Genomic DNA, 25,106 nt, shown 5'->3' on the forward strand with positions numbered 1-25,106 from the left:
CCGGGAAGGAAAGCGAGCGCGCGCTAGCAGAAGAAGAGCCGATCTGATCCGGTCGGCTCTCCTGTTCAGCAAGGGTGATAGGCGCTGTGTTTAGCCTTGCAGTTCGTTGAGGATGCGACGCGCTCTACTGTGGTTCGGCTGAAGCTGTAAGGCATGCTCAAGAGCTCTCCGGGCCTCGCTGATCCTGCCCAGATCGCGAAGCAGCTCCCCTTTGTTGCTCCATGCCGAAACATAGTTCGGGTCGATCCGGATTGCCTCCTCATACAGCGGGAGCGCCTCGCTATGGCGTCCAAGCTCGGAGAGGGCCAGGGCCTTGTTATTCAGGGCCAGGGTATAGCGCGGGTTATACCGAAGCGCTTCGTCATAAGCAACGATCGCTTCCATGTAGCGTCCGAGCGCATAGAGTGCGCGCCCTTTATTGTTCCACCCGTAGACATAGGTGGAATCGAGCTCAAGCGCCTTTTCGCAGGCGTGTAGCGATTCGAGATAGCGTCCGAGCTCATAGAGGGTCAACCCTTTGTTGTTCCATGCATAGAGGTAGCGCGGGTTGAGCCGGTTTGCCTCCTCATACATCGGAAGAGCTTCTTCATAGCGCCCCAGATAATAGAGCGCCAGACCTTTATTGTTCCACGCATGGACGTAGCGCGGGTCGAGGCGCATCGCTTCCTCATACATCGGAAGAGCCTCTTCATACCGTTTGAGCGCCTGTAGCGCCAGACCTTTATTGTTCCACGCTGAAACATAGCGTGGGTCGATGCGAAGCGCTTCGTCACAGGCTTTCAGTGACTCTTCGTAGCGCCCGAGATCATAGAGGAGCGTGGCTTTATTGTTCCAGGCCGTGGAATAGCGTGGGTTGAGCCGCAGCGACTCGTTGTAGAAAGAGAGCGCCTGTTCGTACTGCTTCAAATTATGGAGAATACTCCCCTTATTGTTCCATGCGTAAAAATATGTAGGATCCTGGCGCATCGCTTCCTCGTACGCACTGAGGGCTTCATCATAGCGTCCGAGGGCCTGTAGTGCTCGACCTTTGTTGTTCCACGCGTAGACGTAGTTCGGATCGAGATAGAGCGCCTCATTGCATGCTTGCAGCGACTCGTTATAGCGCCCGAGATCGTAGAGTGCCAGCCCTTTGTTATTCCAGGCGGCGACATAGCGCGGATCAAGACTGAGAGCCTTTTCATACATGGGAAGCGCAGCGGCAGCTTGTCCCGAGTCGTAGAGAGCCAGCCCCTTATTGTTCCACGCATAGACGTAGTTCGGGTTGATGCGGATAACCTCATCATAGGCTGTGATCGCCTGCTCGTACTTCCCGAGATTGTAGAAAGAGCGTCCTTTATTGTTCCATGCCGAAACATGAGTCGGATCAACGCGTAGCGTTGCTTCACACGCCTGGATGGTCTCTTCATAGCGCTTCAGATCGTAGAGAGCCAGCGCCTTATTGTTCAAGGCGTAGACGTAGCGCGGATTGAGGCGTATGGCCTCTTCGTAGGCTTCCAGCGCTTCGTTGATGCGACCCATATCGTGCAGGGCCAATCCTTTATTATTCCAGGCAGCGACATAGCGCGGACTGAGGCGTATGGCTTCTTCGTAGGCTTCCAGCGCTTCTTCATAGCGACGTGAATCCGCGAGAGCCAGCCCCTTGTTATTCCAGGCATGCACATAGTTGGGGTCGAGGCGGAGCACCTTTTCATACATGGCCAGCGCCTCATCATACTGTTTGCGGTCGTAGAGGATATTGCCTTTGCCGTTCCAGGCATGCACGTAGTTGGGGTCGAGGCGTAACGCTTCATCGAAGGCAGCCACGGCCTCTTCATAGCGCTTCAGATCACGCAGGGCATTGCCTTTGCCATTCCAGGCATGGACATAGGTTGGATCGAGGCGTATGGCTTCTTCGTAGGCTTCCAGCGCTTCCTGGCTGCCTCCCAGATCACGCAGGGCATTGCCTTTATTGTTCCACGCGTAGACGTAGTGTGGATCACGACGCAGGGCCTCGTCGTAGGCGCGTATGGCCTCTTCACTGTGACCGGCATCGTAGAGGGAGAGCCCTTTGCGGTTCCATGCAGCGGCATCGTAGAGCTGCTCGCCGGGCCGGAGCGATGGTTCTTCTCTTGGTTGTGAGGTTTCGCGAGGCGGCGACTGCATGGTTTCCTGCTCTGGCGGCGCGGGTGGCGGCTGAATGCGCACGGCCTCCGGTTTGAGCGCAGCCAGAAATGCAGGGATATCCTCAAAACGGTTGTGACGCTCTTTTGAGAGAGCCTTTAAGATCGCTTGCTCAAGATGTGACGGAATAGATGGGTTCAGTATGCGTGGAGAGCGGGGCGGCTCGTAAATATGCTTGTAGCCGACCGAGAAGGGATCGGGAGCCTCAAAGACTTTGTTCCCGGTCAACAGTTCAAAAAGCATGCAGGCCAGCGCATATTGATCGCTCTGGGCGCTGACTTTGCCCTGAAACTGCTCGGGAGCCATATAGGTGGGCGTTCCCGCGACCGTCGTTGATACCATGCTCTGGGTTGTGAGCAGTGAGGCAATACCAAAGTCGGTGAGCAGCGCCGTTTCTTCGTCGGCAAGGAGAATGTTTTCTGGTTTCAGGTCGCGATGGACGACTTGCTTTTGATGCGCATAGTGCAGCGCTTCCCCGATCTGAAAGACGTACTTGAGTGCCTGTTCTGTTGGTAGTGGCCGTCTCAGGCGCTCCCGGAGCGAGCCGCCCGCGATCAGAGGCATAATCAGGTAGGGTATGCCTTGCAGCAGCCCGGTGTCGAGCAGAGGGACAATATGCGGGTGTTTCAATTGTTCCAGTAGCTCGGCCTCGCGCAGAAAGCGGACTTGCTCGCTTTGATCCACGGCATGCCGCATGATCTTGATGGCAGCGATTCGCGACGGCAAATACATATGCTGTCCTCGGTAAACCATCCCGAATCCGCCCTGAGCAATCCGTGCGACAATGCGATAGTTGCCGATTTGTTGTTGCAGGAAATAATCGTCGCGTGGTTCCATGCGTCTTTGTTTCCGTTGATTTCTTGGTTTTTTGCTTTCATCCCTCAGCCGCTCGTGAGAGGTGCTGTCGTACCCGCACAGATGATTTTGTGCAGCAGTAGCGCGGGTATCTCCAAGTATAACAGATTTCGCCTTATGATACTACCCCTTTTTGTGCGCATTTCATGGTGGCAATGGGATGCTCCAAAATGATAGCGTAGAAGCAACCAGGCGCTCTATGTGCGTGCTCACTGCTGAAGATTGGCGTTCGTAAGGGGGAGCTGTCTGGCTGCCTTCCATGTGTATGATGATTGCTACCCTTTCGTGATTCTCGCTATCTTATACAGCACTGTTTGCTTTCAATCTCGATGCTTGTGAGTATGAGAGTAGCCCCTTCATTAGAAGAGTACTCACTTTGATAGGGTAAGAAACTGGTAAGAGGGTGTATATCTCTGTCTGGCTGCTTTGTAATAGAGCAACATCGCTATGCTATCGTTTCCTGAATGAGTGAAGCTGTGCTACAGTTTCACATTCTATAAGTGGTGATATGTGAGAGAGAAGCAGCAGGATGAGTAGAAATTTGTGTCTATCTATGTGGAAAGAGGCTGGTTGTCTGGAATGGTGGAGTAGCTCTTTATAGGGTGGAGGGTGAAAGGCTTCGAGTGCTTGCTGAGATGGAACCGAGGCAATGTGAAAAGGGTCCTGAAACGTTGAGTTTTTGCGCGTTTCGTTCTATTCTGAAAGGATAGGTGGAGAGGGAAGACACATTCTTCACCTGATTCTTGAGAGGATAGAGGAGAAATGGATGCTGTTAACGCTTAATGCAACGCTGTTTCACCTGGTCAATCAGTTGGCCGGTCGCTTCCCCTGGCTTGACGATGTGATGATATTCTGTGCAGAGTGGTTGATTTTCTGCTGGCCGGTGTTGCTGCTGGTGCTCTGGGGGCTGCCGCGGCGGTCCATGCAGTCGACGGACGAGCAGCAGGCCGCCTTTGAGCGTCGGTCATTGGTGCTCTGGGTTGCTGTCGCCTGCGCGCTTGCCTATGGGTTCAATGTTGTGATCGGTCACCTTGCGTTTGAGGAGCGACCTTTTGTTGCCATGCGTGCGCTGGTGCTGGTTCATCATGCAGCAGATGCCTCATTCCCGAGTGATCATACTGCGTGGTCGTTTGCGGTCGTGGGGATGTTGCTGTTTGCTCTGCCACGGCTGTTCCGGCTCACGCTTCCACCAAAGAGACAGATCTTTCTGATTCTATTGACAGGGGCGTTCCTGGTAGTAGGGGCATTGGTAGGATTTTCGCGTATCTTTGTTGGTGTGCACTATCCAGGTGATATTCTGGGTGGAATATGTACAGGGTTGGGTTCTGCGAGAATCGTGACATGGCTGCGGCACCGCCTGGAAAGGCCGACGCGGGCTGTAATCGCGTTTGCCCATCGCTGTTATCTTGCCTAGCAGGGGCAAGTCAGTACGACGGTGACACGATGTATCAGTTAAGTGAAGTCTGGTAGAGCTGTTACCGTCGTCCCGATTTTTGGCGGGTTGTGAGAACAGGTGTATCCGATAGGTGCTTGCTTGCTGCCGATGTTCAAGTAGTATATCATTTGAAATGACTTTATGGAAACATTTATAATAGCAATAGATAAATGTTGTTTAGCCAGGAAAAGAGGTTCTGTTATGAGTTGGAATGACAACGAGGATAAAACACAGTACAAAGTAGTTGTGAACCACGAGGAACAGTACTCTATTTGGCCCGCGGACAGGGATAATCCGCTTGGCTGGCGTGATGCTGGCAGGACTGGAACAAAGGCTGAGTGTCTGGAATATATCAAGGAGGTCTGGACGGACATGCGACCGCTGAGCCTCCGCAAGAAGATGGAAGAGGCTGCGGAGCGGAATCGGGAATAGGTCCGGCTGCCCTTGAGTGCCTTCTTCCAGCTAGAGGGCACTCGATTGGCTTTGTGAACGGGCGGATTGTCCGTTTTTATGCCCTTGTACGGAGGCATCGGGCTCCTCTGCTCTTTCGCGCGAAGGCTGTGTATCCCGTACCGGAGCAGGCTCAATCCTCTCTCAGGAGATGACAGCAGCGCCTGCATCTCGTCGCGCATCGTTCCCGGTGACTCGTATAAGGACTTCATCTGCTTTGCTCTTCCCATTTTTGAGAAGATTGTGTGTTCGCCCTTTATCCTTTTGCTGATAACAAGGAGCTTGCTTCAGGCGCCATTGCAGGCCAATATTACCCGGTTGTTGAAGATCGGGTGTGGCGTAATGTGGGTAATAGTTCAGCGAAGAGAGGTGCGATGCAAGTGGCTTGAAGGGTGGGGAGAGAGAAACGTATTCATTTTCTTTGCTTCCCTGGCATCATCACTAGAGAGTTTTCCCTTTTCCGCTCCAGGATAGTGTGGCTGCCTTCTCTGTTTTATGTATGCTTCATGTATGAAGTGTTGCAAGTGCTCAGAAATGAAGAATTGTTGCTACTCTTTTCCTGTTTTTGCTGTTATACTTTATTACAGGGTAAGTAGAGAAAAAGAAGTAGTTTATTTCCTTATAGAGCCGTTTCTGTTTTTTTCTGATTCAGAAAGAAAGGGTGTCATTCACATGGCAGATGTCTATCTTCAGAAGCTCGCTCGGGTACTTGTTCACTATTCGTTCAAGCTGAAAGCTGGCGAGCGGTTTGTGATCCGGGCTCCTGAGGTTGCCGCTCCGCTCGTTCGTGCTGTGTATCGTGAAGCGCTCCGGGCGGGCGCTCATGTGTATCCCATCATTCATCTGGATGGCATGCGCGAGATTTTCTTTCAGGAAGCAAATGACGAGCAACTCAGCTACACTGCCCCGGTTGAGCAGTTCGTGACGGAACACTTTGATGCTGGCCTGACCATCTGGGCCGAGCAAAATACCCGCGCTCTTACCCGCATCGATCCCGCCCGGCTGGCGCTCTATAAGCGGGCGCATGCCACACAGATAAACCGCCAGATGCAGCGTGAGGCGGAGGGAGCTTTTCGCTGGTGTGGGACGCTGTTTCCGACGCATGCTCACGCGCAGGATGCGGGTATGTCGCTTGCGGATTTCGAGGCGTTTGTCTATCGGGCGGAGCTACTTGACGAAGAAGATCCGCTGGCAGCCTGGCAGAAAGTGCACGATGAGCAAAAAAAGCTCGTCGATTTCCTGATGCAACATGATGAGATTCATGTGGTGACCCCTGACACTGATGTGACGTACCGCACGGGCGGGCGCAAGTGGATTAATTGCGATGGTCGATACAGCATGCCAGATGGAGAGGTGTTCAGCTCGCCTATCGAGAACTCGGTCAACGGAACGGTTCGTTTTCGCTATCCGGCAAACCGTGACGGTAATCTTGTTGAGGACATTCGGCTGACGTTCCGTGATGGCAAGGTCATTGAGAGCTATGCAAGCCGTGGGTTGGAGTATCTGAATATGATGCTGGATCGGGATGCGGGCGCTCGCTATCTGGGTGAAGTCGCTTTTGGCACGAATTATAACATTCAGGAAGCGACCGGGCACACGCTCTTCGATGAAAAGATTGGTGGGACGATGCATATGGCGCTTGGGGCCTCGATCCGCTTGACGGGCGGCATGAATGAGTCTGCCGATCATTGGGATCTGGTTTGTGATCTGCATGAGGGCAAGGTGTACGCAGATGGAAAGCTCTGCTACGAGAACGGGCGCTTTTTGATCTAGCCTCTCGCTTGAACGCTCCGGTATGGCGCGCTTGCGGGGTGCCGGAGTGTTCGTCTGGGTGGATGTGGCGCGTTGTCCGGAGAATAGAGCAGGATGAAACAGCAGGAAAAACGGGTGAAAAGGCTTGTGTGGGGAAGAAGAAAAGTGTATACTGTGGACAAGAATAGCGAGCAGGATGTGCTTTCGGTACTGGCTGATCTGGATGTTGTAAGGGAAATCGCTGATACCCCGTGACGCACGACGCGAGAATCTCCTGCGGAGGAAGCTGTATAGAAATATTGACCCCGCCTCATCTATCTGTCGAAGAGGAATGTAGTCAGAATGAGTATCTGCATTGTGGAGGCCGAAAGTCCATTGCGAAGTTTTATTTTCAGCTATTTTACGTATTTTGCAGAAATCAGGACTTCCGCGACTCGATCTATCAGCAGGCGCTAGAAGCCATGTGAGTGCCTCGCCCCCAAAAAAGGGAAAGAGCCCGAAACGGGGATTGAAGAACAAGGGAAGGATTGAAAGAATGGATTTGTCAAACTGGGTCGGGGCGTGGTATACAGCACCTTCACGGGTCCTTTCGGCTAATATGCAGGGACGCACGTTGCGTCAGATCGTGCATCTGCATGTGGGTGGCGAACAGCTTCGGGTGCGCCTGTCGAATCGATATGGGGATGAGTCGGTCACGCTCGCTTCGGTGTGTGTGGGTGACGTCGCCGGGGCGCCGATTCTCAGTACGAAAACGCGACCGGTCACTTTTGGGGGCAGACCAATGCTGACTTTGGAGCCGGAGCAGGAGGCGGTCAGCGATCCGGTGGCGTTTCCTGTTCAGGCGTTGAGCGATCTGGCAATCTCCTTTTTCGTGGAGCGGGGTGAATGCGTGACGGGCCATTTCAGCGCCCAACAAACCTCGTATGTTTCGAGGTTAGGAGATGTGGCCGCTCTGGAAGTGGATGCGGCTTTTCTGGCCTATCCGCTGCTTACCACGTCGTGGTGGCTGCTGACTGGTATCGATGTTTTGCCCTCGACTCCGCTCAATGCTGTTGTCGCATTTGGCTCCTCGACAACAGATGGGTTTGGCTCAACCACGAACGCAAACAAGCGTTGGCCCGATTATCTGGAGCGTCGCTTGCAGGGGGCGGGCGGACAGCGCGTGATGTCGGTCCTGAACGCGGGGCTTTCGGGCAATCAACTGACCGGCGAATTCCCTCCGTCCTATGAAGGGGAGCCGTCCCATCTGTTCGGAGAGCCGGGCATACAGCGGATGGCCTGGGATGTGCTGGCACAGCCGGGAGCAACCGACCTGATTGTGCATATTGGATCGAATGATCTGCGGGCTGATGTGCCGGCTGCGACGGTCATCGAGGCGCTACACCGGGTGGCGAAGCAAGCAAGACAAACGTATCGGCGCGTGTTCGGTACGACAATTCTGCCCGGCGGCTATACTCCCGAGCAACAAGAGCAACGTCTGCTTGTCAATGCGTGGCTGCTCGAACAGGGCTCGCAGTGCTTTGACGCTGTCTTCGATTTCGCGACGCCGCTCTGTTCTCCTGATGATGCTGCGAGGCTCCATCCGGCCTATGATTCCGGCGACGGCGTTCATCCCAATGATGACGGCTATCGGCGCATGGCTGAAGCTGTAAACATCGCGCTCCTGACCGGAAGCCCGGAACGCACGGCGTAGGATGCTGTGTCTCCTCTGGCGGTACCAGGGCTTTCCGGGGAAAGCAGGGTGAGAGACGGCGGTTGTTTCCCTCTTCGGCTGAAGAACCCGCTTGATTCCCTGCCTCAGCAGGATAAACAATATAGACAGGGATCTTCTGTGCCTGTATACTGTATGAACAAGCAAGGGAGCGGTCAGAGTGAAGATGTTGCGCGAACGCGGTTATTGAGCCTTGTGAAGGCAGTATGCTCTTTTCTATAGTCCTGACTGCATCTCGCTTGGATCTTTTGAACAGTAGATCTGGATGCGCTGAAGCGTCGAATGAAAGGATGTGTTGTAATGGAGTATCGTCGCCTCGGACGAGCTGGCGTCAAGGTCAGTTCTATCGCGCTTGGAAGCTGGCTGACCTACAGTCAATCTGTGGGTGAAGATGTCACGACGCGTTGTGTTCACAAGGCCTATGAGCTTGGCGTGAACTTCTTTGATACAGCGAACGTCTACAATAGTGGAGAAGCGGAAAAGGTGGTCGGGCAGGCTTTGAAAGCTTTTCCCCGAGACTCCTATGTGCTGGCTACAAAGGTCTTCTTCCCGATGGGTGATGGCCCCAACGATAAAGGGTTATCACGCAAGCATATCATGGAGCAGTGCCACGCGAGTTTGAAGCGTCTGGGCACAGATTATATCGACCTGTATCAGTGCCATCGCTATGACCCCGAAACCCCGATTGATGAGGTGGTGCGGGCTCTTGATGATCTGGTCACACAGGGCAAAGTGCTCTATGTCGGCGTGTCGGAGTGGTCAGCCGCGCAGATCTCGGATGCAGTGCATACGGCGAGAGCGCTGAATGCAGATCCGATCGTCTCCAACCAGCCGCAGTATAACATGCTCAATCGTCGCATCGAGAACGAGATCATTCCGCTGTGTGAGCGCGAGGGCATCGGTCAGGTGGTCTTCTCTCCGCTGGCGCAGGGCGTGCTGACCGGCAAGTATCGACCGAACGAGCAACCGCCCGCAGGAACGCGAGCTGCGAACAACGAGATCAACTATTTCATCAATCAGTTGATGCAAGATCGCATTCTGGAAGCGGTGCAGCGCTTGAAGGATCTGGCGGCTGAAGGGGGCTACACGCTGGCACAACTGGCCCTGGCCTGGACCTTGCGTCAGAAGAACGTCAGCTCAGCGATCATTGGAGCCTCGCGCCCTGAGCAGATCGAAGAGAACGTCAAAGCCAGCGATGTCCATCTGAGCAGCGATGTGCTGGAGCGGATTGATGCCATTCTGGAGGGGCTCATTAGCTACTAGAAGCCCGGCCTGTGAACCGGCACGAAGCTGCATGCCAGGGTGTGCAGCCACAACAGAGGCGGCTGTCTGATTGGTCGCCTCGTTGCTGTGCTGCCCATCGCGGTACAGTCTCTTATTCAGTTGCGGCTAGTCGCTTGCAAGGAGATCGAGACGCCAATCATTGCACCGCATAAAGCTACCTTTCGGGTATTCGAAATCGCATTCCTCGATCAATGTGAAGCCAGCTTTGCGACAGAGCGCATTGGAGGCGTGGTTCTCAACCGAGGGGAAGGCGTGCAGATAGCGATGCTTGCCTGCTTTCCTTGCGTGTGCTATTGCCAGAGCAACCGCTGCGCTTGCAATGCCCCGGCCCTGAAACCCGGGCAGGACCAACCACCCTGTTTCATAGATCGCTTCCCCATTGTGGACGCTCTCCCAGTACCCGACCGAGCCGACCGCCTCTCCCGTGTCCTCAAGGACAATTTTATACATGCGGCCCTCTTCTGGCTTCGACATCTGCTCATAGGTGGCCTGGCGCTTGATCAGCTTCTCCTCGCTTTCAGGGCCGCCAAGATAGTGCATCATCGCTGGATCACCGAGTAGTTGTTTGAGCAGGGGAAGGTCGCCTTTCCCCCACGGCTCAAGACGTACAGCGTTTCGGTTGGTGTTGCTCTCTGTTGACATCGTCTGTTTTTCTCCCTCTCGCTATTTCAGCGTAGCCAGAAAGCAAAGAGCAGTCGAATGTATACGGAGTTTTAAGTATACCACCTTATGGGCTCTCGTATGTTGTCCGGGCAGCTTACCCACTGCCTGTAGTGGCGGTATTTGCCCATCTCAATGCGACCAGCACAGACGCGGAAGTGCTCTCCCAACACAACTCGCATACCTTTTATAGATAGATGGGTATTAGCCGACGACCCGGGGGGTAGACAGTTGAGGTGTCTCCTTTCCCTCAGCCCGCTTGTGATAGTACCCACTCATGATACCCACAAACGCCATCGCTCCGGCGCCGACCAGCAAATGTGCTCCTTGCACAAGCCAATGCCACTCGCCAATGAGAAGCTGAAACTGATTCATCCCAAAGAGAGGGATGATAATTGCGTATATGATGCCTAACGCACCTGCGACCCTCAAGCCTCTGGTCAGGAGCAAGATGACACTCAAGGCAAGCAGAGCCAACGTGACAGTCAGGCCGAACCACATATGCACGGAAAGGAAGCTGATATGCGCGAACCAGTGCAAAAGTCCTAACACCAGTGCTCCCGCGCCCGCAATATTGCTGATCCAATGAATGACACGAACTGCTGTTATCATATAATCCCTCGCTTGTTTCTATTGCCAGATGATTTTTCTGGTAACAAATTGCCCATCTTGAAAGGCCGGTGCGTCGACCCCCCAGCTCCATGAGACTTCTGGCGTTATGACAATGTAGGTCCCGGGCCCCCGATAGCCTTGCTCAAGGGTGACAATCTCAGCCTTTCCATGAAGCTTGATGGCGCGTGGCATCAGTGGTTCAAGTGAGACCAGATCATCGATGATGAGCGAGATCTGCTTCTGTCCGGCAGCGATATTTTTATACTTGCGTGTACGCTCCAGGGCATAGCCGCTGATATAGAAGCGCTCCCCATCAAAGCCAAAGCCGACCGCATCAACATCGGGCTGACCATTGACTGCTACAGTTGCAAACCGAGCCAGCGTCTGGCTGTCAAGAAATGCACGTTCACGCTCTGAAAACATATGCTCCTCTTTCTCTTTAATAGATCTACTGGTTGCGGATCCGGCCTGCACGACCATCAGCGCTCCTCTCTCCAGGAGCGAGCCGTAGGCCAGCTCGACGCTCTCGGCCCCTCGAATGGACCGCAGCGAAGGCGCCATGCCCCACTGAAAGTATCTGAGCAGGATAAAGGCTTATCCTGGCACAACAGATGTACTAAGGACCACAGACAGGCATGCACAAAGTGTTCGCGCACATGACTTTCGGCGGCCTGCAATGCCTTCTCGGTACGGTCACTGTTAAGGGATACCGAGGTAAGGTAGGGCACCTGACCGGTCCTCAAGTGCTTTCCTTCTCGTCCTCGATTTCAAGAAACAGCAGGGTCAGGCCGAGACGACGAATAGTCAGAAGCACCCCGTAGAGTGCGGCCTGATCTGCAAGCTGACCTGAGAGAAGCGACGTGCCATCTGGCTGATGAGTGATATGTAAGTCCTCAATTTCGGGTTGCCAGATCGCGCCGAGATGCCCTCTGATACGGATCTGCACATGCATTGTGCTTTCTCCTTCTCTACAGGTTGTCTGAGGGAAAGTATAGAGGAGATCGGGGGAGAAACATCACCCTTGTGCGTGATTTCAAGGGGTGATATTCTCCTGGAGCAGAGAGAGCTGCTGTGCCAGCGTGAGCGCCTCAACGCGCCGACTGACGCCGAGCTTGCGATAGATACTGCTGACCTGCGTTTTAATCGTGTTACGAGAGACAACAAGCCGCTCCGCGATCTCGGCGTAGGTCTGTCCGGCTGCCAGCAGGCGTAAGACGCGCTGTTCCTGAGCGGTCAGCGGATTGGAAGAAGCGGGCGCTGAAGCGTTTCTTGACGCTTTGTTGGCGGATGTGCCTCCCACGCGCCTTTGTTCCTCCCGGGCGAATGCGGCAAGAACAGATGAGGCAAAGGAGCGTAGCGTTGCGTCCTCGTCACTATTCAGGAAGCGGGTGAGGATGTGCCGCATCGGTTGGCCCATGTTCAGGAGAACCCGAAGACGCTTTTCTGGCTCGCAGAGGGCCAGGAGACGCAGCAGGGTGGTATGCACCTGTTCTCGTTTTCCGGTCTGGTGCAGTGCGACAACAAGGAGCGCCAGAAACTCGGCCTTATTCTCGGTATTCTCCATTTGCTCAAAATACTGCTCTCGGAAGCGCTCCAGCAGCTCAAGAGCGGCGGGGTAGCGCTGAAGCACGAGAAAGATGCGAGCTACCAGCAGCACTGTCGCTGTGTCATTGTCCTTCCAGGTTTCGGATGTGTATGAGGTGGCCCATTGAGCTGCTTGAGCGAGATCACCAGTTGCCAGCCAGTATTCAACACAGACCGGGATGATTCGTTCTGCATGCAGAGAAAAGCCCTGGCTCTGGACCAGCGCCTGCACCTGTTGTAGCATGTCATGGGCACGAGCATGCTCACCTGCTGCCAGTTCCACTTTGATTTGATAGATCCGCGCTGCGATCTGAAGATCAACTTGCTGGAAGATCTGGGCATCATGAAGCATGGATTGCAAGAGAGGGCGAGCCTCTTCTACCTGATTTCGGTGATACAGTACATTGACGAGGCAGAAGAGAAAATAGCCCTTGAGGAGCGCATACCCGTCGAACTGCTCAATCAGGGCGAGGGCCTCAATGCTCTGCTGATACGCCAGGCTCAACTGACCCACGCCCAAATACAGGAGGGCCAACCATTGGGAGATCTTGAGCAGAGCAAAAGGGTTTCCGGACTGCCTTGCGCGCTGCCAGGCTTCCTGGTACTGAGGAATCAGAAAGCCACTCTTTTGCAAGAGCGACCAGTGAAGAATGAAGGCGACGGAAAGTGGGATTGTGTGCCACACGATCTCATCATCCAGGTGAAGCGCCTGCATTTGCTGCTGAACCTGTGTGAGACGCCTGATGAGCGTCTCGATATCATCGCTCGTGCTTGCCATTATTTCTATATGCTCTATCCCAAGATGGAGCAGGGAAAGTCGCTGCTGCAAACGCTGTAGGTTCTCTGGTTCCGGGAGATCAGGCTGCCTGAGGTTGGCTTCAACACGTGTTATCATCTGTTTGACCCGGTCGAGTGTGCTCCGATGTTGTGGGTGGCTGACTGAAGCGGCAGTATTGAGCAGATAGAGGGTAGCGGTCAGGACGAAATCCGCATGTGCGCGAATGTACGTTTCGGGTAGCGCCATAATCCAGTGATAGAGGTTCTGGGCCTCACCGCGAAGCCAGGCGACTTCTACGCGCTGCTGCATCAGGGCAATGGCATAGTCATAGTCGGCCCCGTCCAGCGCGTGGGCAATCGCTTCCTGCCTGGCTCCTTGCTCCTCATACCAGCGTGCCGCTCGCTGATGGAGAAGCGGCACCAGTTCCGGTTGTGTGGCCTTCAGGCGCCTCTGAAGTGCCTCGCGAAAGAGATCATGGATCCGATACCAGCGCCGTTCTCTGTCCAGAGGAACAACGAAGAGGTTCGCTCGCTCGATTGCCTCAAGCAATTCCTGGCTTCTCGTCTCGTGCGTGACGGCCTGACAGAGAGGGGCGGTTATGCTTTTCAGCAGGGAGGTTTGAAGCAGAAAGTCATGCAGCGCCGGAGGCAGGCCGGTCAGAATCTCTTCTTGCACATAGTCCAGCAGGGAGCGATGCCCGCCGGTAAAGGCACGGATGAACTCCGAGCGATCCTCATAGTGCTGCATGGAGAACGCGGCCAGTTGCAGACCCGCAACCCATCCCGCTGTGCGGCGAACAAGCAGGTGTACGTCGTTGGCTTCCAGTGTGAGTCCCATCGTTTGTGAGAGGAAAGAAGCGGCCTCATCTTCAAGAAACCGGACGTCAGCGTCTCGAAGCTCCAGGAGTTGGCCGTGAAGCCTGAGGCGGGAGAGCGCAAATGGTGGATCAATGCGACTGACAAGAATCAGGTGCAGATGAGGGGGCAGATGTTCCAGCAGGAAGAGCATCGTGTCATGGATGCTCTGCTCGGTGATATGGTGGTAGTCGTCCAGCAGGAGAAAGAGCGGCTCTGCAAGCGTTTCCAGATCATGCAGGAGCGTCATTATGATGGTAGTGAGAGCCGGAGGTTGTTGTGCGTTGAGCATCATCTGTGTGTGCTTCCCGATAGCGGGCAGGCGGGTTCGGAGCGCCGCGAGCACCGAGAGCCAGAAGCGTACGGGGTTATTGTCCAGCTCGTCCAGCGACAGCCAGGCGACGCGTTCAGGGGCCTGCGCAGCCCATGCCGAGAGCAGCGTTGTTTTCCCCCAGCCGGCGGATGCGCTGACCAGCGTGAGCCGATGGGATTTGGCGGCATCCAGGCGTGTGTGCAGGCGCGCTCGCCTGATCGCCATTACCGGCAGGTGTGGCGGGGAGAGTTTGGTGCGCAGAATGACAGGCTGCTCGACGGGTTGTGGTGGGCTGGTGGTTTCTGGCGAGCTGCTGTTGAGCGCTCGGGCGGTCTCTTCTAGCCGCTCGAAGGTAAGGTTGGCCGTTTGCCCGAGATAGCGTTTTCGAGTGCGTTTTGAGGCGGGGGCATACGCGTACCAGTATGTTCCTCCTCGGGCCCGAGCCTCTTTATAGACGTTGAGACGCCCCGATGCTCCTTGAAAGGAGAACGACGTTGCGGTTTCGAGCCATAGGAGCCATTGATGTTCCGTGTGAAAGTGCTGTTCGAGATGGTGCTGCGTCACGAGTTCATACTGATGGCGCTCTGAGGACCAGCGAAGGATGTGAAGGGGTGATCTGGGCATAGGACCTTTCTCTTGTGTGTTCTTCCCAACGATGTTCTTTCTTCCCAACAGTTAGAGTATAGCAAGAAAAGGGGAACAGGTAAACCTGTTTGCCCGATCAATAAAAAGAGCTACCTATTTTAGCGGGCTGGCCGTTCTCCTTGACAAGCCATCAGTTCACGCCGTATACTGAAAAGTAAACGTGTTTACTTCTGGTGAGGGAGGAAGAGATGAGTGAAGCGGCAGAGAGCAAACGGACGCTGAAGGGCGAACAGGCGCGTCAACGTATCCTGGAAAGTGCCCTGACGCTCTTCGCCTCGAAAGGCTATGAAGAGACCACGATGCGTGAAATCGCGGCGCAGGCTGGCTATTCGCCGGGCCTGACCTATCGCTACTTTGCGAGCAAGGAAGAGCTGGTCTTGCAGTTGTATCGCGATCTGTGCGCGGAACTGGATCAGTTCACGCATGATCTGACCGTCAGTTCGCTGCCAGAGCGCTTTCAGGTCTTGATTACAAAACAACTGGAATTGATGGCTCCCCATCGGGAGGCGCTGAGCGCGCTGTTTGGCACGGCGCTGAATGCCCGGTCGAATGTGGGCGTGTTTGGTAAGCAGACAACTGAGATTCGACGGCGGGCCCGCCTGACCTATCGCGAGGTGATTGCAGGGGCGAAGGATGCGCCAAAAGCGGCACAACACGACGATCTGGCGACGGTGCTCTATGCGATGCATATGGGAATGATCCTGTTCTGGCTGATTGATGAGAGCCGTGATACAAGCAGAACATGGCGGCTCATCGCGTTTTTGCGCGATATGCTGAAGCTCTTGCTGCCGATACTCTGGCTTCCGCCGGTGGCTCATGCCCTTGTCCGGCTGGCTGCTATTCTGGGTCCGATGTTTGGAAAGGATGAGTCTCTTGACGAAACATAAAGGCTCATTTCTCTTTTGGCGGGTTGAAGAGGCTGAAGATGTATGTTTGATGATGAGATTTTTCAAGCAAGAGAAGTAGCAGGATATGTTCTCATCTCAGAAGGTGGTGCCTCCAGCAGAGAGACGTAAAGCTGGCAAGCTGCGGACAGGCGATACGTGCTGCATGAAAACACGTACAGCACGTATCCATATTTTTACCCGGTATCATGCCGTCTCTTCGGGCAAGAGCTGGGGATTCCAGAGGATTTCCCATACATGCTCATCGGGGTCTTGAAAGTAGCCCGCATAGCCGCCCCAGAAGGTTTCTCGGGCCGGTTTGAGAATCCTGGCGCCTGCTTTTCTTGCCTGTTCCATCACGATGTCAACTTCGGCTTTGCTGCTTACATTGTGACCGAGCGTGAATTCAGTCGGGCCGGGTGCTGTTTTTGCGAGGGCGGTGTCATGGGCAAGGTCATCCCGATTCCAGATGGCGAGCTTCACGCCAGCTTGCAGATCAAAAAAGGCGACAGCACCATGCTCAAACTCTGTCCCGACAATGCCTTGTGTTGGAAGGCCAAGCCCATCACGATAGAAGGCAAGCGACCGTTCCAGATCATCGACGCCCAGTGTGATAACGGTAATTCGTGGCTTCATAGCAATCGTTGCCCTGCTTTCTTTCCAGATGTGTTTCTCCGGGATTGAGCTGCCCTGAGAGAAACAGTACAAGTGGGAGCGCTTCTAAAGCGGTGCCATGCTCTCCCTCTGAGCATAGATTACTGCCGAATGTGGTTAGAATCGGTCCTCATTAAAAGTGTGAGTAGTAGAAAGGGGAAAGGTGCTCGGAACCATACGGGGAAATGGCAGGGTATAGCTTATGGGGGGCGTGTGAGAGCTATACCGTGGTCAGGAATGTCTTTGAAGCAGGGACAACCCGCTCTCGTGTGAGAAGAAATGATGGTGAGTTGTGCAGCCATACATCACGACTGCACAACCGACTCTTCCATGATCGGAGGAGAAGATAGCAGTTCGGGTACTATTCCTGCTCGTCGAGGCAGAAGCACGTAATTGCGCAGCTCTCGTAGCAGGTATTGATAGTTGCCAGCGCACTCGGCTGAGCATTGCTGGACGGAGTACTGACCCGAATGTCAAGCTCGAACTCGTCCTCAAAAGTGGCATCATGGCGCAGTTCGATAAGGGCTTGTTCCATAGCGTTTCTCCTTTCTCCTTTAAGAGAACATCTATTTTGAGTAAGTATACACTGTTTTTATGATTTTTTCCAGACTCAAATATATCTGGATTGAAATTAAAGAGATACAGGAGCAAAATGCCTTTGAAAACCAGGCCGTTTGTTGCAGAAATAAAGCTGGCTAACGCTATAAGAGCGCGATCGGCCTGTGCAGAAATGAGCATTTCTATGAATTGTAAGTGCACACAACGCTCTGACGAGAGCACAAGAGAACCCGTGGTGCAGGATGAAGGGTAGCGCGTCTCCTGTGGTATTGGGTGAAGAGGACAAGCTGCGCTATACTGATGCTCATTCAATATCATTCCGATGCTGGAAGGCAAGGGGCTGAACATCTTGCTCGATACGGAGCGCTATCGGTATAAGTATGTACGCCTTCTGGACTTCAAGTCGCCTGGTGGGGGCGTCGTTCAAGTACACTACGCCCTCGATTAGAGAAGCAGGAGAGCATGCGGCGTGAGCTTGCAACCGAAACGCTATGTGCTCTCTTTGCAGAAAGGCCATGAAGGGGCATAGCGCTTGCTCCGATCCCCTGGTCCCTCGATCAGAGGCGGCTCAACACCGCCTCTGCTGATCTGTTATTCAGAGAAACGGTTGCCCTATTCGAGATACCTCCAGCGTGAAATGATGAGCCCGATCAAGATAGCGGGAAGAATGAGCCCGAGAATGGTTGTTCCAACCGCTGCGGAGGCCACTTCCGGGGTCGCAGCTCTCACAATGTCGAGGACTGATAGTACTCCACCTATTGCATACGCCACGAAGACAAGGTATGCTCCCCATTTCCGAAGCTTAAGGACCCCGATGCAGCCAGCGACGGCCATAAGCCGCACAGCAGGCGCAATGATCGGGTAAGGGATATCATTGGGAAAGGCCACCGGATTCAAGATATCCACAAGAGAGATCAGGATATGGCCGATCATCAGGAAGACGAGCAGAGCGATGAGACAGCCCCCCGGGTCGCGTGTACTGTTTATGTGCGCGGTTGGTGATGGTGCAGAGGTTGCCTGCGGTGATGTCGTGGATGACGGGCGTGAGTTGGGCTGATTGGTTGACATAGATGTTCCTCTCGGTTTTTCCAGGAGGTCTTTTTTTGTCGACGCGCTCAGAGGATGCCTGTGCCCTGACTGTTATTGTGGCTGACCGGGCGTGGCACAACAACAGTGAATACCTTGAAGTGTTGCGTGGAATGGGGTATCATTGAACGGAGATCTCACGATGGAGGAAGGTAATCAGATGCCAGAACGGTGTACAGAATGTGGAGCTCTTCAGCTAGAGGGAAAGACGTGTCAGGAGCTTTTCGACGAGTTTACGACCCTGAAATATCTCAACGAAGACTATCTTCGTGTCCACTTCTTTCTTGTCTCCTGTTTTATGATCCAGCATAGACGCTACAGTCAGGAAGCGCTTGCTCAGGTAGAGTCGGTGTTGCGTGCCGCTCTAGAAAAACCGATGACCCTGCAACAGCTTCGTCAGATGGCGGCTCCGGGTATGAACAGCCATACTCGTTCCTGGCGTATGGAGCATGCTGAAGATGTGCCGCCTTTCCCTGAGGTTGCCTGGCGCATGACGATTATTGATGTCGCCCGGAACTCTCAGGCGGGGCAGGACGTCGAGCAGTATTGTGCGCTTATCAAACAATGGGCACAGAGCACCCTGGAGCAACTGTCTGCTTTGCGTCGCTAGAGGACGGACTTCTCTGCAATCCCCTTTTTGCTGCGGGTGCGTTGTGGTAAGAGAGGCGGGTTCAAACGCTTTCCTGGTCGGCTGCGGGCCGACAGAGCTTACGATGGCAAGGCCATCCGCTCCTTATGGAAGAGAAGGAAGCTCTTGTCAGCCCTCAAAGCCTACCCGGTTTGCTATAGGCTCCCCGTTGCGAAGCGAGTTTATTGTCTTCTCCGTCGAGGACAACACGAACATAATAGTGTTTGCTCGATCAGACATAACATTCTGTGATGCTCTTCTCCTGCCAGCGATCTCTGCTGAACGATCGAGTTATACACCTGTACTCAAAGCGTATGCCTCTAAAATAATCAAATATTTCAGGAGCATCAGAAGGAGAGGAGTGTATGTCGAGCTCTGACTTCATGCGCTGCTTGTTTCTCCTGTGTTAAGCGTTTGGGGGGCCGGCGCTCATTTACACCAGGCGTTTCAATGAGATAGCCTCGCCCCCCATGCGAAGCGAGTTCAGTGGCAAGCACCTCACGAACACGACGCCAGGCATCAACCGCTACCTCCTGGCAAAAACTCTCACCTGCTTCGTAGAAGAAACGGTGAGAAGTATCGGGGTAGACGACCAGCTCATGTCTGACACCGGATTCCCGCAGTTCTCGGGCAATCAGATCACGCTGCTCAGCCGGGATAAGGGGATCTTGCTCCCCAACAAGCAATAAGAGATATCCATTGCGTTCAGCTATTCCAGGAGTCAACGCGAGAGTCGGGGTGGGCCTGCTGAGAGGAATATCCTGAGTGGGAAGCCAGCCCGGATAAAAGGCTACAGTCGCTTGAAGGTCCAATTGGGTAGCGGCAAGGTAGGCAATATGTCCGCCGACGCTCAAGCCCATTATACCAACCCTGGTGCACTTCTTCTTTGTACGTAAGTACGTAATTGCAGCCTGTACGTCATGGAGTGCCTGCTGCCGGGTCAACTGATGCAGCAATTCAAAACCACGGGCCCGCCCCTCGGCTGTTGCTTCCAGCTCCACGCCGGGCGAAGAGCGGTGGTAAAAATCAGGGGCCAGTGCTACATAACCAAGCTGAGCAAGACGATCTACAAGAGTGCGAACATATGCGGTCAGCCCAAAAAGCTCAAAGCCGACAATCACGCCCGGAGCATTTTCCAGGTCCTGAGGATATGCCAGATATGCACCCATAGCCGAGGCGCCAGACTCCTCCTCTACCGGAATATGAATATGCTCTGTTGTGATCTGATGGGTTTCAGTCATGTATGACATTATTATTCTCTTGCTTTCTCTATAGATGACCAATAAAATTGTTCTTCGTCCTGCTGCTCATCCGACAGAGCGAGGAAGGCCTTTTTATGCTCTATCTTACTGTGCAGTGCTGACATATGTTGTTCTAACTTCTGCATTTGTTGCAGGAGTGCTTGTTGATGCTGTTCAAGGATATGCAGGCGCTCTGATGCCGTGGCCTTTCCCTGACGGCGAAGCATAGCAAAGTGGCGAATCTGCACGAGGGGCATTCCCGTTTCGCGTAGATTGATCACCAGTCCAATCCAGTCAATATCCTTTTGCCTGTAGCGCCTGTGACCGCTTGTTGTCCGACTTACCGGCTCAAGCAGCCCGATGCGTTCATAGTAACGCAGGGTATCGATAGAGAGCCCTGTCTTTTCTGCAACTTGCTGTATCGAGAAATCTGTTTCCATGCAGGAACTATACAACCTGGAGTCCACTCCAGGTCAAGAGAGAAGCAAGGTCTTTTCCTGCCCAGCGAAAGAAGCCTGTCACGCTCCCTGGTCAACCGTTCCACTGATATTACAGGGAATACCACAAGGATTTTATCACTTGCTCCATAGAGTTTCGCCAGGACCGAGGAGGAAAACCTGTGTTTTCATCTTCTCTTTCGTTGTTTCATGCAACACCAGGGGGAAAGTGTCGAGTGAGTTGGAGACTAGTGATCGCAAAGCGATAGAGAAACAGTGGCTCAAAAAGAGCCACCGCGTGTTAACGAAAAGATTTTTCAAAGAAGCAGAACAGGTTATGAAGCATCATCGTGAGGATAACAGCTAGAAGGACTCCGATAACGAAGCCGCTCCAATGGTTCAGGGTTTGCCAGAGCAAGTAGGGAAAAGCCCAGAATGCCACACGAATGCAATAGAAGGTGCTGTTGAAATGGGATCGCATTAGTTTGTCCTTTGCTTTGAGGAGCCATGCGTTAGCGTTGTTAGCAGGCTGACGGTGATGGCCGCAGAAACAACGTGCATTGCAATCATTACCCAGAAGATGCGCATGCTCATACCAGGAATGGGCATCAGTCCACTCAGTGCCAGAACAGGGGTGAGCAACGAAATCAGTAAGGCAATGAGTGCAAGGATACGATAGAAATGAAAGGGTCTTCGGGCGAAACGACAGACCAGGACAAAGGCGAGCAACGCCAGCAGCAGGTAGGTGATAGTACTGCCAATGATCGTTGTGCTCTGAAAGTACTGGAATGTTTCCGGGACCCCCAGAAAGGCAGTTGCAATGGTTCGAATGATCAGGTTTGCGATTATCGCGCAGACAATAACCAGTGGGCCTACCCACAAGAGCTTGCGCAAAGCAACGACGTCGCGAGAGCGGACTGAATCCATGTGATGAGGTCTCCTTTGGGTGTTGAACATATGATGCTCTTTCTCTTCATGGAGTTACTATAGCAGGTGGGGAAGGAAAGAGCCTCCTCCTCGGGGGTAGTGTATGGGTAGTCGTTCAGATGAGCCTGAGATGCTGGGCTACCTTGCTGGCCTGAAGCCGATTGTTGACGCCGAGTTTGCGATAGAGATGCCTGGTATGGTACTTCACCGTGTTGACCGATATGACCATTTCCTGCGCGATCTCCTGATTACTGCGCCCGGTTGCCAGTAGTCGAAGGATACTCAATTCCTGTGGGGTGAGTGGCTCGATCAGTTGATCTGCTGCTGAGCTTGTCTCTTTGTTGGCAGCTTGCGCAAAGGCACGAAGCAGTATTTTTGCATATGACCGTGTGGGCTCCTGAAGGGTTGGGAGCAGGTGGCGTAGCAGTTGAGCAAGCGGTTCTCCTTCTGCAAGAAAGGGACGCACAATGCCTGCATTCCGAGCCAGTTCAAGTGCTTGCTGAAGTTGTTGCTGTGCTGCTTGCTCTTCCTGAAGGGTAGCGTGAACCAGCGCGTACAGTATATGGATCTCAAGGGCGAAGGGCCATTCCCGGGCGAGCGAAACCAGAGATCTGAGCTGCTGTAGAGCCTCGTGAACGCGCTGCTGAGCCAGTAGAAGGCGTGCGCGAAGTAATCCGAACAGCAGCGCTTCGTCCTGGTCGTGGGGCTCATTCGCAAGCAGCAGGCGGTTCACTGTTTCCTGATCATCAATTTGCAGTGAAAGCTGAGCTGCATATATCTGTACATGGCGACGCTTTTGGGCGGCCTGTACAGTTGTCTGTAGCTGAAGGCGGGCGAGTACGACCGAAACCTGTTGCTGTGCTGAGGTCAGGTGCCCACATGCATGCGCTATTTGCGCAAGCTGAAGAGTTGCCTCATCGCGAATGTCCGGGTGCTCATTGCCAGCAAGGGCCAGAGCCTCGTTTGTCTGCTGTTCTGCGAGCGAGAGGTTATTCCACATGAAGGTAATGCCGGCCATTCCAAGCAATGAGCGGGCTGCTATCTCGTTGTTCTGCTGGTCCCTGGCTCCGTGAAGGGCCTGCTGATAATACTCGTATGCCTGGTACAAATCCCCGAGGGTATAGCTACAGAACCCGATCAGGAGAAGCAAGCCATCGGTGAAATGCCTGTGGTTGGTTGCCAGTCCATAGGTGTACGCCTCCAGGAGAGCAGTTCGCGCTTCTGTGAAGGCTTTGTTATACAGATGCCCGACACTGATGATAAACAAGCACATGCCACGCCACATCTGAAGGGAAGATGGCTGCTCGACAGGTGGGAGCAGTGGAAGCGCTTGCTGTGCATAGTGCAGGGCCTCAGAGAAATGGTCGCCTTGCCAGGCGATCAGGGCGCGAAGAGCGGTGATATGCCCGGCGGGCATGTTTGCCTGTTCGGCCCGTTGGAGCAGCGCTTCAGTACGCTCCTGGATCGGAGCAGAGGGCGCTGTCTTGTTCTCTGGCACTTGAAGTGTCAATGCCGCAAGCCAGCAGAGTTCAGGGTGTGCGTGAAGCAGCGGTTCAGGGAGGCATTCAAGCCAGCGGCGGACGGTATAAAGCTCGTTGAGCAGGCCTTCCTGGTTGATCTGTTCGATCAAAAAGGCGGCGCGTTCAAAATCATGGCCCGCAAGAGCTGTCTCGATTGCTTCCATCGGTAGCGCATTGTGTTCATACCAGTGGCTTGCTTGTAGCGATAAACGGCGTAGTGCCTCTTCACCAAGTTGTATAGTGGCTTCTCGGCGCATCGCCTCTGCAAAAAGGGCATGAAAACAGTACCATGTTTCGTCCAGCGCTTCGAGAAAGAGCCCGGCCTGTGCGATTGCTTTCAATTGAGCTGCTCCGTTCTCGATCCCGGTTACCGCCTCACAGAGTGGCCCGTTCAGGCGCGAGAGAACGCTTGTTTGGAGAAGAAAATGTTGCGTTGGCTCTGGTAGTGTTTTGAGAATCTCGGTCACAAAGTAATCCTGTAGTGGGCGATCCAGCGAGGCCAGCGCTTGTTCAATACTCTTCTCGGTTGCTTGAGAGGATGCGGGAAATGAGAGCATCAGTAAGCGCAGACCGGCTATCCATCCCTGTAAGGTCTCGTGAAGCCGGCGAAGCGCTTCTTCAGAAAGGGAGGTGGAAAGCGCCTGACGCAGAAAATGTGCTGTTTCTTCCTGCGAGAAAAACAGGTCTGTGTGATGTAATTCGGAGATATCTCCTCTGGCTCGCCAGCGAAGCAGCGGTAATTGAATTGGCTCTGTTCGGGATAGAAGAAACACGCTGAAATGGGGTGGTATATGCTCAAGGAAGAATGCCAGCATTTCGTGAATACGTGGCTCCTCGATAGTATGGTAATCATCAAGCACAAGGAGTCCGGGGCGACTGAACTGTGCGAGGTCATTGATGAAGTGAGACAGGGATGTTTCCAGTGGTGGAGCGATGAACGGTGGCTGTAAAGAGCGCGAGAGATCCTCGAGGCTCGCCCGACCCAGGCCCGGCTGAAGTGTCTGGCTGGCGGTAATCACTGCTTTCCAGAAGCGAAACACATCATTATCGCCTCTGTCGAGTGAGACCCAGGCAACCGCATGATCACGGGTCTGTAGCCACTGGTTTACAAGGGTTGTTTTGCCAGAGCCGGCAGGAGCGACAAGCAGAGTGAGTTTCTGCCTCGATGCGCTGTCAAGCCGTTGGAGCAAGTGCGGGCGGTCGAGAAGAGATGCGGAGAGGCGTGGAGGTCGTAACCTGGTCAGGAGGAGAGGGGGCGTGTCCCTCTCCTCTGATTGTACCTGATACAGTTCGCGGGCTATCTTCTCGAGCCGCGCGATGGTTACTCTAGAGGAGCTACCGAGATATCGTTTGGTGGTGCGGCGGCCCGCTGTGCGGTACGCATACCAGTATCCTGCGCCCCTCGGGCGTGCCTCTTTGATGATCGATAGGCGTCCTGCTCTTCCCTGAAATGCAAAGGAGGTCTGGCTTTCCAGAAACTGAAACCACGCTGGCGGCTCGCTTCCCTGCACGAAACAGCATTCGATATGTCCATTTCTCAAGAGCTGGTAGGTTTGCTGCTCCTCTAACCAGAGGATCTGGCAGACAGGCTGTTTCGGCATTGCTTCTCCTTTACGGGCACGTTTTCACACCCAACATACCCAACATCTCCCCCCGACTATAGCAGAGAAGCGAATGAAATGCAAGATCAGGTATGACGCCGGGTTCCTTTTCGTGGCCGAAGGAAGGCACGGCTCAAAGCGAGTCATGCAAACAAGGGCGCTTGAAATTCAGCCCTCTGTGGGAGAGCCGTATTTCCAGGGAAAAGAACGGAAAGGCGAACAGGGCACGCTCCCCTTAAAGAGGATGGGACTGCCCGCGTACCTTTTGTTAAAGCGGTCAGGCATGAGCCGTGCCAGGCGATGAACGACGCTCTACCGTCAAATTCCCTGGATGCGCAAAGCCATCGCGACGAGTGCAGGAATAAGCACACCATACACGAAGCTCTGAATAAACGCTTCCCTTCTCTATAGGTGAACCGTTGCTACTTCTGCCTGTAAATGTTCGATGAACTGGTTGACGTCAATAGCACCAAGGTC

The 25,106-nt window shown here is 53.9% G+C and carries 22 protein-coding genes; 9 read left to right on the top strand and 13 right to left on the bottom strand.

The window, feature by feature from the left end; translation table 11 throughout:
• Positions 1-90 precede the first annotated feature (90 nt).
• Positions 91-2,997, bottom strand: coding sequence for a serine/threonine-protein kinase (locus EI42_RS11785; protein WP_111322089.1), 2,907 nt, complete (start codon positions 2,995-2,997; stop codon positions 91-93).
• Between the two features lie 784 nt (positions 2,998-3,781).
• On the opposite strand from EI42_RS11785, the gene EI42_RS11790 reads away from it, so the two are divergent.
• The 6 genes from EI42_RS11790 (at position 3,782) to EI42_RS11810 (ending at position 9,626) form a co-directional block, all read left to right on the top strand.
• Entirely contained in the window at positions 3,782-4,429 is a 648-nt protein-coding gene (locus EI42_RS11790) for a phosphatase PAP2 family protein (protein WP_111322091.1), read from the top strand.
• A 222-nt stretch (positions 4,430-4,651) separates the two neighbouring features.
• Positions 4,652-4,882, top strand: a complete 231-nt coding sequence (locus EI42_RS11795) for an MbtH family protein (protein ID WP_111322093.1) — start codon at positions 4,652-4,654, stop codon at positions 4,880-4,882.
• Positions 4,883-5,572: 690 nt separating this feature from the next.
• Positions 5,573-6,673, top strand: coding sequence for an aminopeptidase (locus EI42_RS11800; RefSeq protein WP_111322095.1), 1,101 nt, complete (start codon positions 5,573-5,575; stop codon positions 6,671-6,673).
• Positions 6,674-6,766: 93 nt separating this feature from the next.
• On the top strand, positions 6,767-6,907 hold the full coding sequence (locus EI42_RS32480) for a hypothetical protein (protein WP_170142557.1): 141 nt from the start codon (positions 6,767-6,769) through the stop codon (positions 6,905-6,907).
• A gap of 280 nt (positions 6,908-7,187) precedes the next feature.
• Positions 7,188-8,345: a GDSL-type esterase/lipase family protein gene (locus tag EI42_RS11805; protein ID WP_111322097.1), complete on the top strand. Its 1,158-nt coding sequence runs from the start codon at positions 7,188-7,190 to the stop codon at positions 8,343-8,345.
• 318 nt (positions 8,346-8,663) lie between these two features.
• Positions 8,664-9,626 (top strand): aldo/keto reductase family protein, encoded by a 963-nt coding sequence (locus EI42_RS11810; RefSeq protein WP_111322099.1) that lies wholly within the window; start codon positions 8,664-8,666, stop codon positions 9,624-9,626.
• A 126-nt stretch (positions 9,627-9,752) separates the two neighbouring features.
• Here the strand turns inward: EI42_RS11810 and EI42_RS11815 are convergent, their stop codons facing one another.
• The 5 genes from EI42_RS11815 to EI42_RS11835 all read right to left on the bottom strand — a co-directional run bounded on the left by EI42_RS11815 (position 9,753) and on the right by EI42_RS11835 (position 15,072).
• Entirely contained in the window at positions 9,753-10,289 is a 537-nt protein-coding gene (locus tag EI42_RS11815) for a GNAT family N-acetyltransferase (RefSeq protein WP_111322101.1), read from the bottom strand.
• A gap of 222 nt (positions 10,290-10,511) precedes the next feature.
• A complete protein-coding gene (locus EI42_RS11820; protein ID WP_111322103.1) occupies positions 10,512-10,919 on the bottom strand; it encodes a hypothetical protein in 408 nt (135 codons plus the stop codon).
• A gap of 18 nt (positions 10,920-10,937) precedes the next feature.
• Complete coding sequence (locus EI42_RS11825; protein ID WP_246046525.1) at positions 10,938-11,480, bottom strand: PPOX class F420-dependent oxidoreductase; 543 nt, start codon at positions 11,478-11,480, stop codon at positions 10,938-10,940.
• 178 nt (positions 11,481-11,658) lie between these two features.
• Positions 11,659-11,871 (bottom strand): hypothetical protein, encoded by a 213-nt coding sequence (locus EI42_RS11830; RefSeq protein ID WP_111322105.1) that lies wholly within the window; start codon positions 11,869-11,871, stop codon positions 11,659-11,661.
• Positions 11,872-11,952: 81 nt separating this feature from the next.
• On the bottom strand, positions 11,953-15,072 hold the full coding sequence (locus EI42_RS11835; RefSeq protein ID WP_111322107.1) for a winged helix-turn-helix domain-containing protein: 3,120 nt from the start codon (positions 15,070-15,072) through the stop codon (positions 11,953-11,955).
• Between the two features lie 209 nt (positions 15,073-15,281).
• Between EI42_RS11835 and EI42_RS11840 the strand changes: the two genes are divergently transcribed.
• Entirely contained in the window at positions 15,282-15,980 is a 699-nt protein-coding gene (locus EI42_RS11840) for a TetR/AcrR family transcriptional regulator (protein ID WP_111322109.1), read from the top strand.
• Between the two features lie 204 nt (positions 15,981-16,184).
• Here EI42_RS11840 and EI42_RS11845 read toward each other — a convergent pair whose 3' ends face one another.
• Positions 16,185-16,613 carry a VOC family protein gene (locus EI42_RS11845; RefSeq protein ID WP_111322171.1) on the bottom strand — a complete coding sequence of 143 codons (429 nt, stop codon included), beginning with the start codon at positions 16,611-16,613 and terminating at the stop codon, positions 16,185-16,187.
• Positions 16,614-16,992: 379 nt separating this feature from the next.
• Positions 16,993-17,166 (bottom strand): FDLD family class I lanthipeptide, encoded by a 174-nt coding sequence (locus EI42_RS32485; protein ID WP_170142558.1) that lies wholly within the window; start codon positions 17,164-17,166, stop codon positions 16,993-16,995.
• 345 nt (positions 17,167-17,511) lie between these two features.
• On the opposite strand from EI42_RS32485, the gene EI42_RS34335 reads away from it, so the two are divergent.
• A complete protein-coding gene (locus EI42_RS34335; RefSeq protein WP_282957319.1) occupies positions 17,512-17,637 on the top strand; it encodes a hypothetical protein in 126 nt (41 codons plus the stop codon).
• A 164-nt stretch (positions 17,638-17,801) separates the two neighbouring features.
• Here the strand turns inward: EI42_RS34335 and EI42_RS11855 are convergent, their stop codons facing one another.
• Positions 17,802-18,257, bottom strand: a complete 456-nt coding sequence (locus EI42_RS11855) for a hypothetical protein (RefSeq protein WP_111322113.1) — start codon at positions 18,255-18,257, stop codon at positions 17,802-17,804.
• Between the two features lie 160 nt (positions 18,258-18,417).
• Here EI42_RS11855 and EI42_RS11860 point away from each other — a divergent pair, with 160 nt between their 5' ends.
• On the top strand, positions 18,418-18,885 hold the full coding sequence (locus tag EI42_RS11860; RefSeq protein ID WP_111322115.1) for a DUF5946 family protein: 468 nt from the start codon (positions 18,418-18,420) through the stop codon (positions 18,883-18,885).
• 365 nt (positions 18,886-19,250) lie between these two features.
• Here the strand turns inward: EI42_RS11860 and EI42_RS11865 are convergent, their stop codons facing one another.
• From EI42_RS11865 to EI42_RS11885, 4 genes are all read right to left on the bottom strand, one after another.
• A complete protein-coding gene (locus tag EI42_RS11865) occupies positions 19,251-20,144 on the bottom strand; it encodes a dienelactone hydrolase family protein (RefSeq protein WP_211326134.1) in 894 nt (297 codons plus the stop codon).
• An 11-nt stretch (positions 20,145-20,155) separates the two neighbouring features.
• Positions 20,156-20,584, bottom strand: a complete 429-nt coding sequence (locus EI42_RS11870) for a MerR family transcriptional regulator (protein ID WP_111322119.1) — start codon at positions 20,582-20,584, stop codon at positions 20,156-20,158.
• A 477-nt stretch (positions 20,585-21,061) separates the two neighbouring features.
• A complete protein-coding gene (locus tag EI42_RS11880; protein WP_111322123.1) occupies positions 21,062-21,508 on the bottom strand; it encodes a DUF6069 family protein in 447 nt (148 codons plus the stop codon).
• Positions 21,509-21,623: 115 nt separating this feature from the next.
• On the bottom strand, positions 21,624-24,629 hold the full coding sequence (locus EI42_RS11885; protein WP_111322125.1) for a winged helix-turn-helix domain-containing protein: 3,006 nt from the start codon (positions 24,627-24,629) through the stop codon (positions 21,624-21,626).
• Positions 24,630-25,106: the final 477 nt, after the last annotated feature.

The organism is Thermosporothrix hazakensis, assembly GCF_003253565.1.
Taxonomy (GTDB): Bacteria; Chloroflexota; Ktedonobacteria; order Ktedonobacterales; family Ktedonobacteraceae; genus Thermosporothrix; species Thermosporothrix hazakensis.

Bases quoted from the DNA above. Each gene is read 5' to 3' on its own strand.
- EI42_RS11785 (WP_111322089.1), bottom strand. From the start codon at position 2,997: ATGGAACCACGCGACGATTATTTCCTGCAACAACAAATCGGCAACTAT.
- EI42_RS11790 (WP_111322091.1), top strand. From the start codon at position 3,782: ATGCTGTTAACGCTTAATGCAACGCTGTTTCACCTGGTCAATCAGTTG.
- EI42_RS11795 (WP_111322093.1), top strand. From the start codon at position 4,652: ATGAGTTGGAATGACAACGAGGATAAAACACAGTACAAAGTAGTTGTG.
- EI42_RS11800 (WP_111322095.1), top strand. From the start codon at position 5,573: ATGGCAGATGTCTATCTTCAGAAGCTCGCTCGGGTACTTGTTCACTAT.
- EI42_RS32480 (WP_170142557.1), top strand. From the start codon at position 6,767: ATGAAACAGCAGGAAAAACGGGTGAAAAGGCTTGTGTGGGGAAGAAGA.
- EI42_RS11805 (WP_111322097.1), top strand. From the start codon at position 7,188: ATGGATTTGTCAAACTGGGTCGGGGCGTGGTATACAGCACCTTCACGG.
- EI42_RS11810 (WP_111322099.1), top strand. From the start codon at position 8,664: ATGGAGTATCGTCGCCTCGGACGAGCTGGCGTCAAGGTCAGTTCTATC.
- EI42_RS11815 (WP_111322101.1), bottom strand. From the start codon at position 10,289: ATGTCAACAGAGAGCAACACCAACCGAAACGCTGTACGTCTTGAGCCG.
- EI42_RS11820 (WP_111322103.1), bottom strand. From the start codon at position 10,919: ATGATAACAGCAGTTCGTGTCATTCATTGGATCAGCAATATTGCGGGC.
- EI42_RS11825 (WP_246046525.1), bottom strand. From the start codon at position 11,480: ATGGCGCCTTCGCTGCGGTCCATTCGAGGGGCCGAGAGCGTCGAGCTG.
- EI42_RS11830 (WP_111322105.1), bottom strand. From the start codon at position 11,871: ATGCATGTGCAGATCCGTATCAGAGGGCATCTCGGCGCGATCTGGCAA.
- EI42_RS11835 (WP_111322107.1), bottom strand. From the start codon at position 15,072: ATGCCCAGATCACCCCTTCACATCCTTCGCTGGTCCTCAGAGCGCCAT.
- EI42_RS11840 (WP_111322109.1), top strand. From the start codon at position 15,282: ATGAGTGAAGCGGCAGAGAGCAAACGGACGCTGAAGGGCGAACAGGCG.
- EI42_RS11845 (WP_111322171.1), bottom strand. From the start codon at position 16,613: ATGAAGCCACGAATTACCGTTATCACACTGGGCGTCGATGATCTGGAA.
- EI42_RS32485 (WP_170142558.1), bottom strand. From the start codon at position 17,166: ATGGAACAAGCCCTTATCGAACTGCGCCATGATGCCACTTTTGAGGAC.
- EI42_RS34335 (WP_282957319.1), top strand. From the start codon at position 17,512: ATGCTGGAAGGCAAGGGGCTGAACATCTTGCTCGATACGGAGCGCTAT.
- EI42_RS11855 (WP_111322113.1), bottom strand. From the start codon at position 18,257: ATGTCAACCAATCAGCCCAACTCACGCCCGTCATCCACGACATCACCG.
- EI42_RS11860 (WP_111322115.1), top strand. From the start codon at position 18,418: ATGGAGGAAGGTAATCAGATGCCAGAACGGTGTACAGAATGTGGAGCT.
- EI42_RS11865 (WP_211326134.1), bottom strand. From the start codon at position 20,144: ATGACTGAAACCCATCAGATCACAACAGAGCATATTCATATTCCGGTA.
- EI42_RS11870 (WP_111322119.1), bottom strand. From the start codon at position 20,584: ATGGAAACAGATTTCTCGATACAGCAAGTTGCAGAAAAGACAGGGCTC.
- EI42_RS11880 (WP_111322123.1), bottom strand. From the start codon at position 21,508: ATGGATTCAGTCCGCTCTCGCGACGTCGTTGCTTTGCGCAAGCTCTTG.
- EI42_RS11885 (WP_111322125.1), bottom strand. From the start codon at position 24,629: ATGCCGAAACAGCCTGTCTGCCAGATCCTCTGGTTAGAGGAGCAGCAA.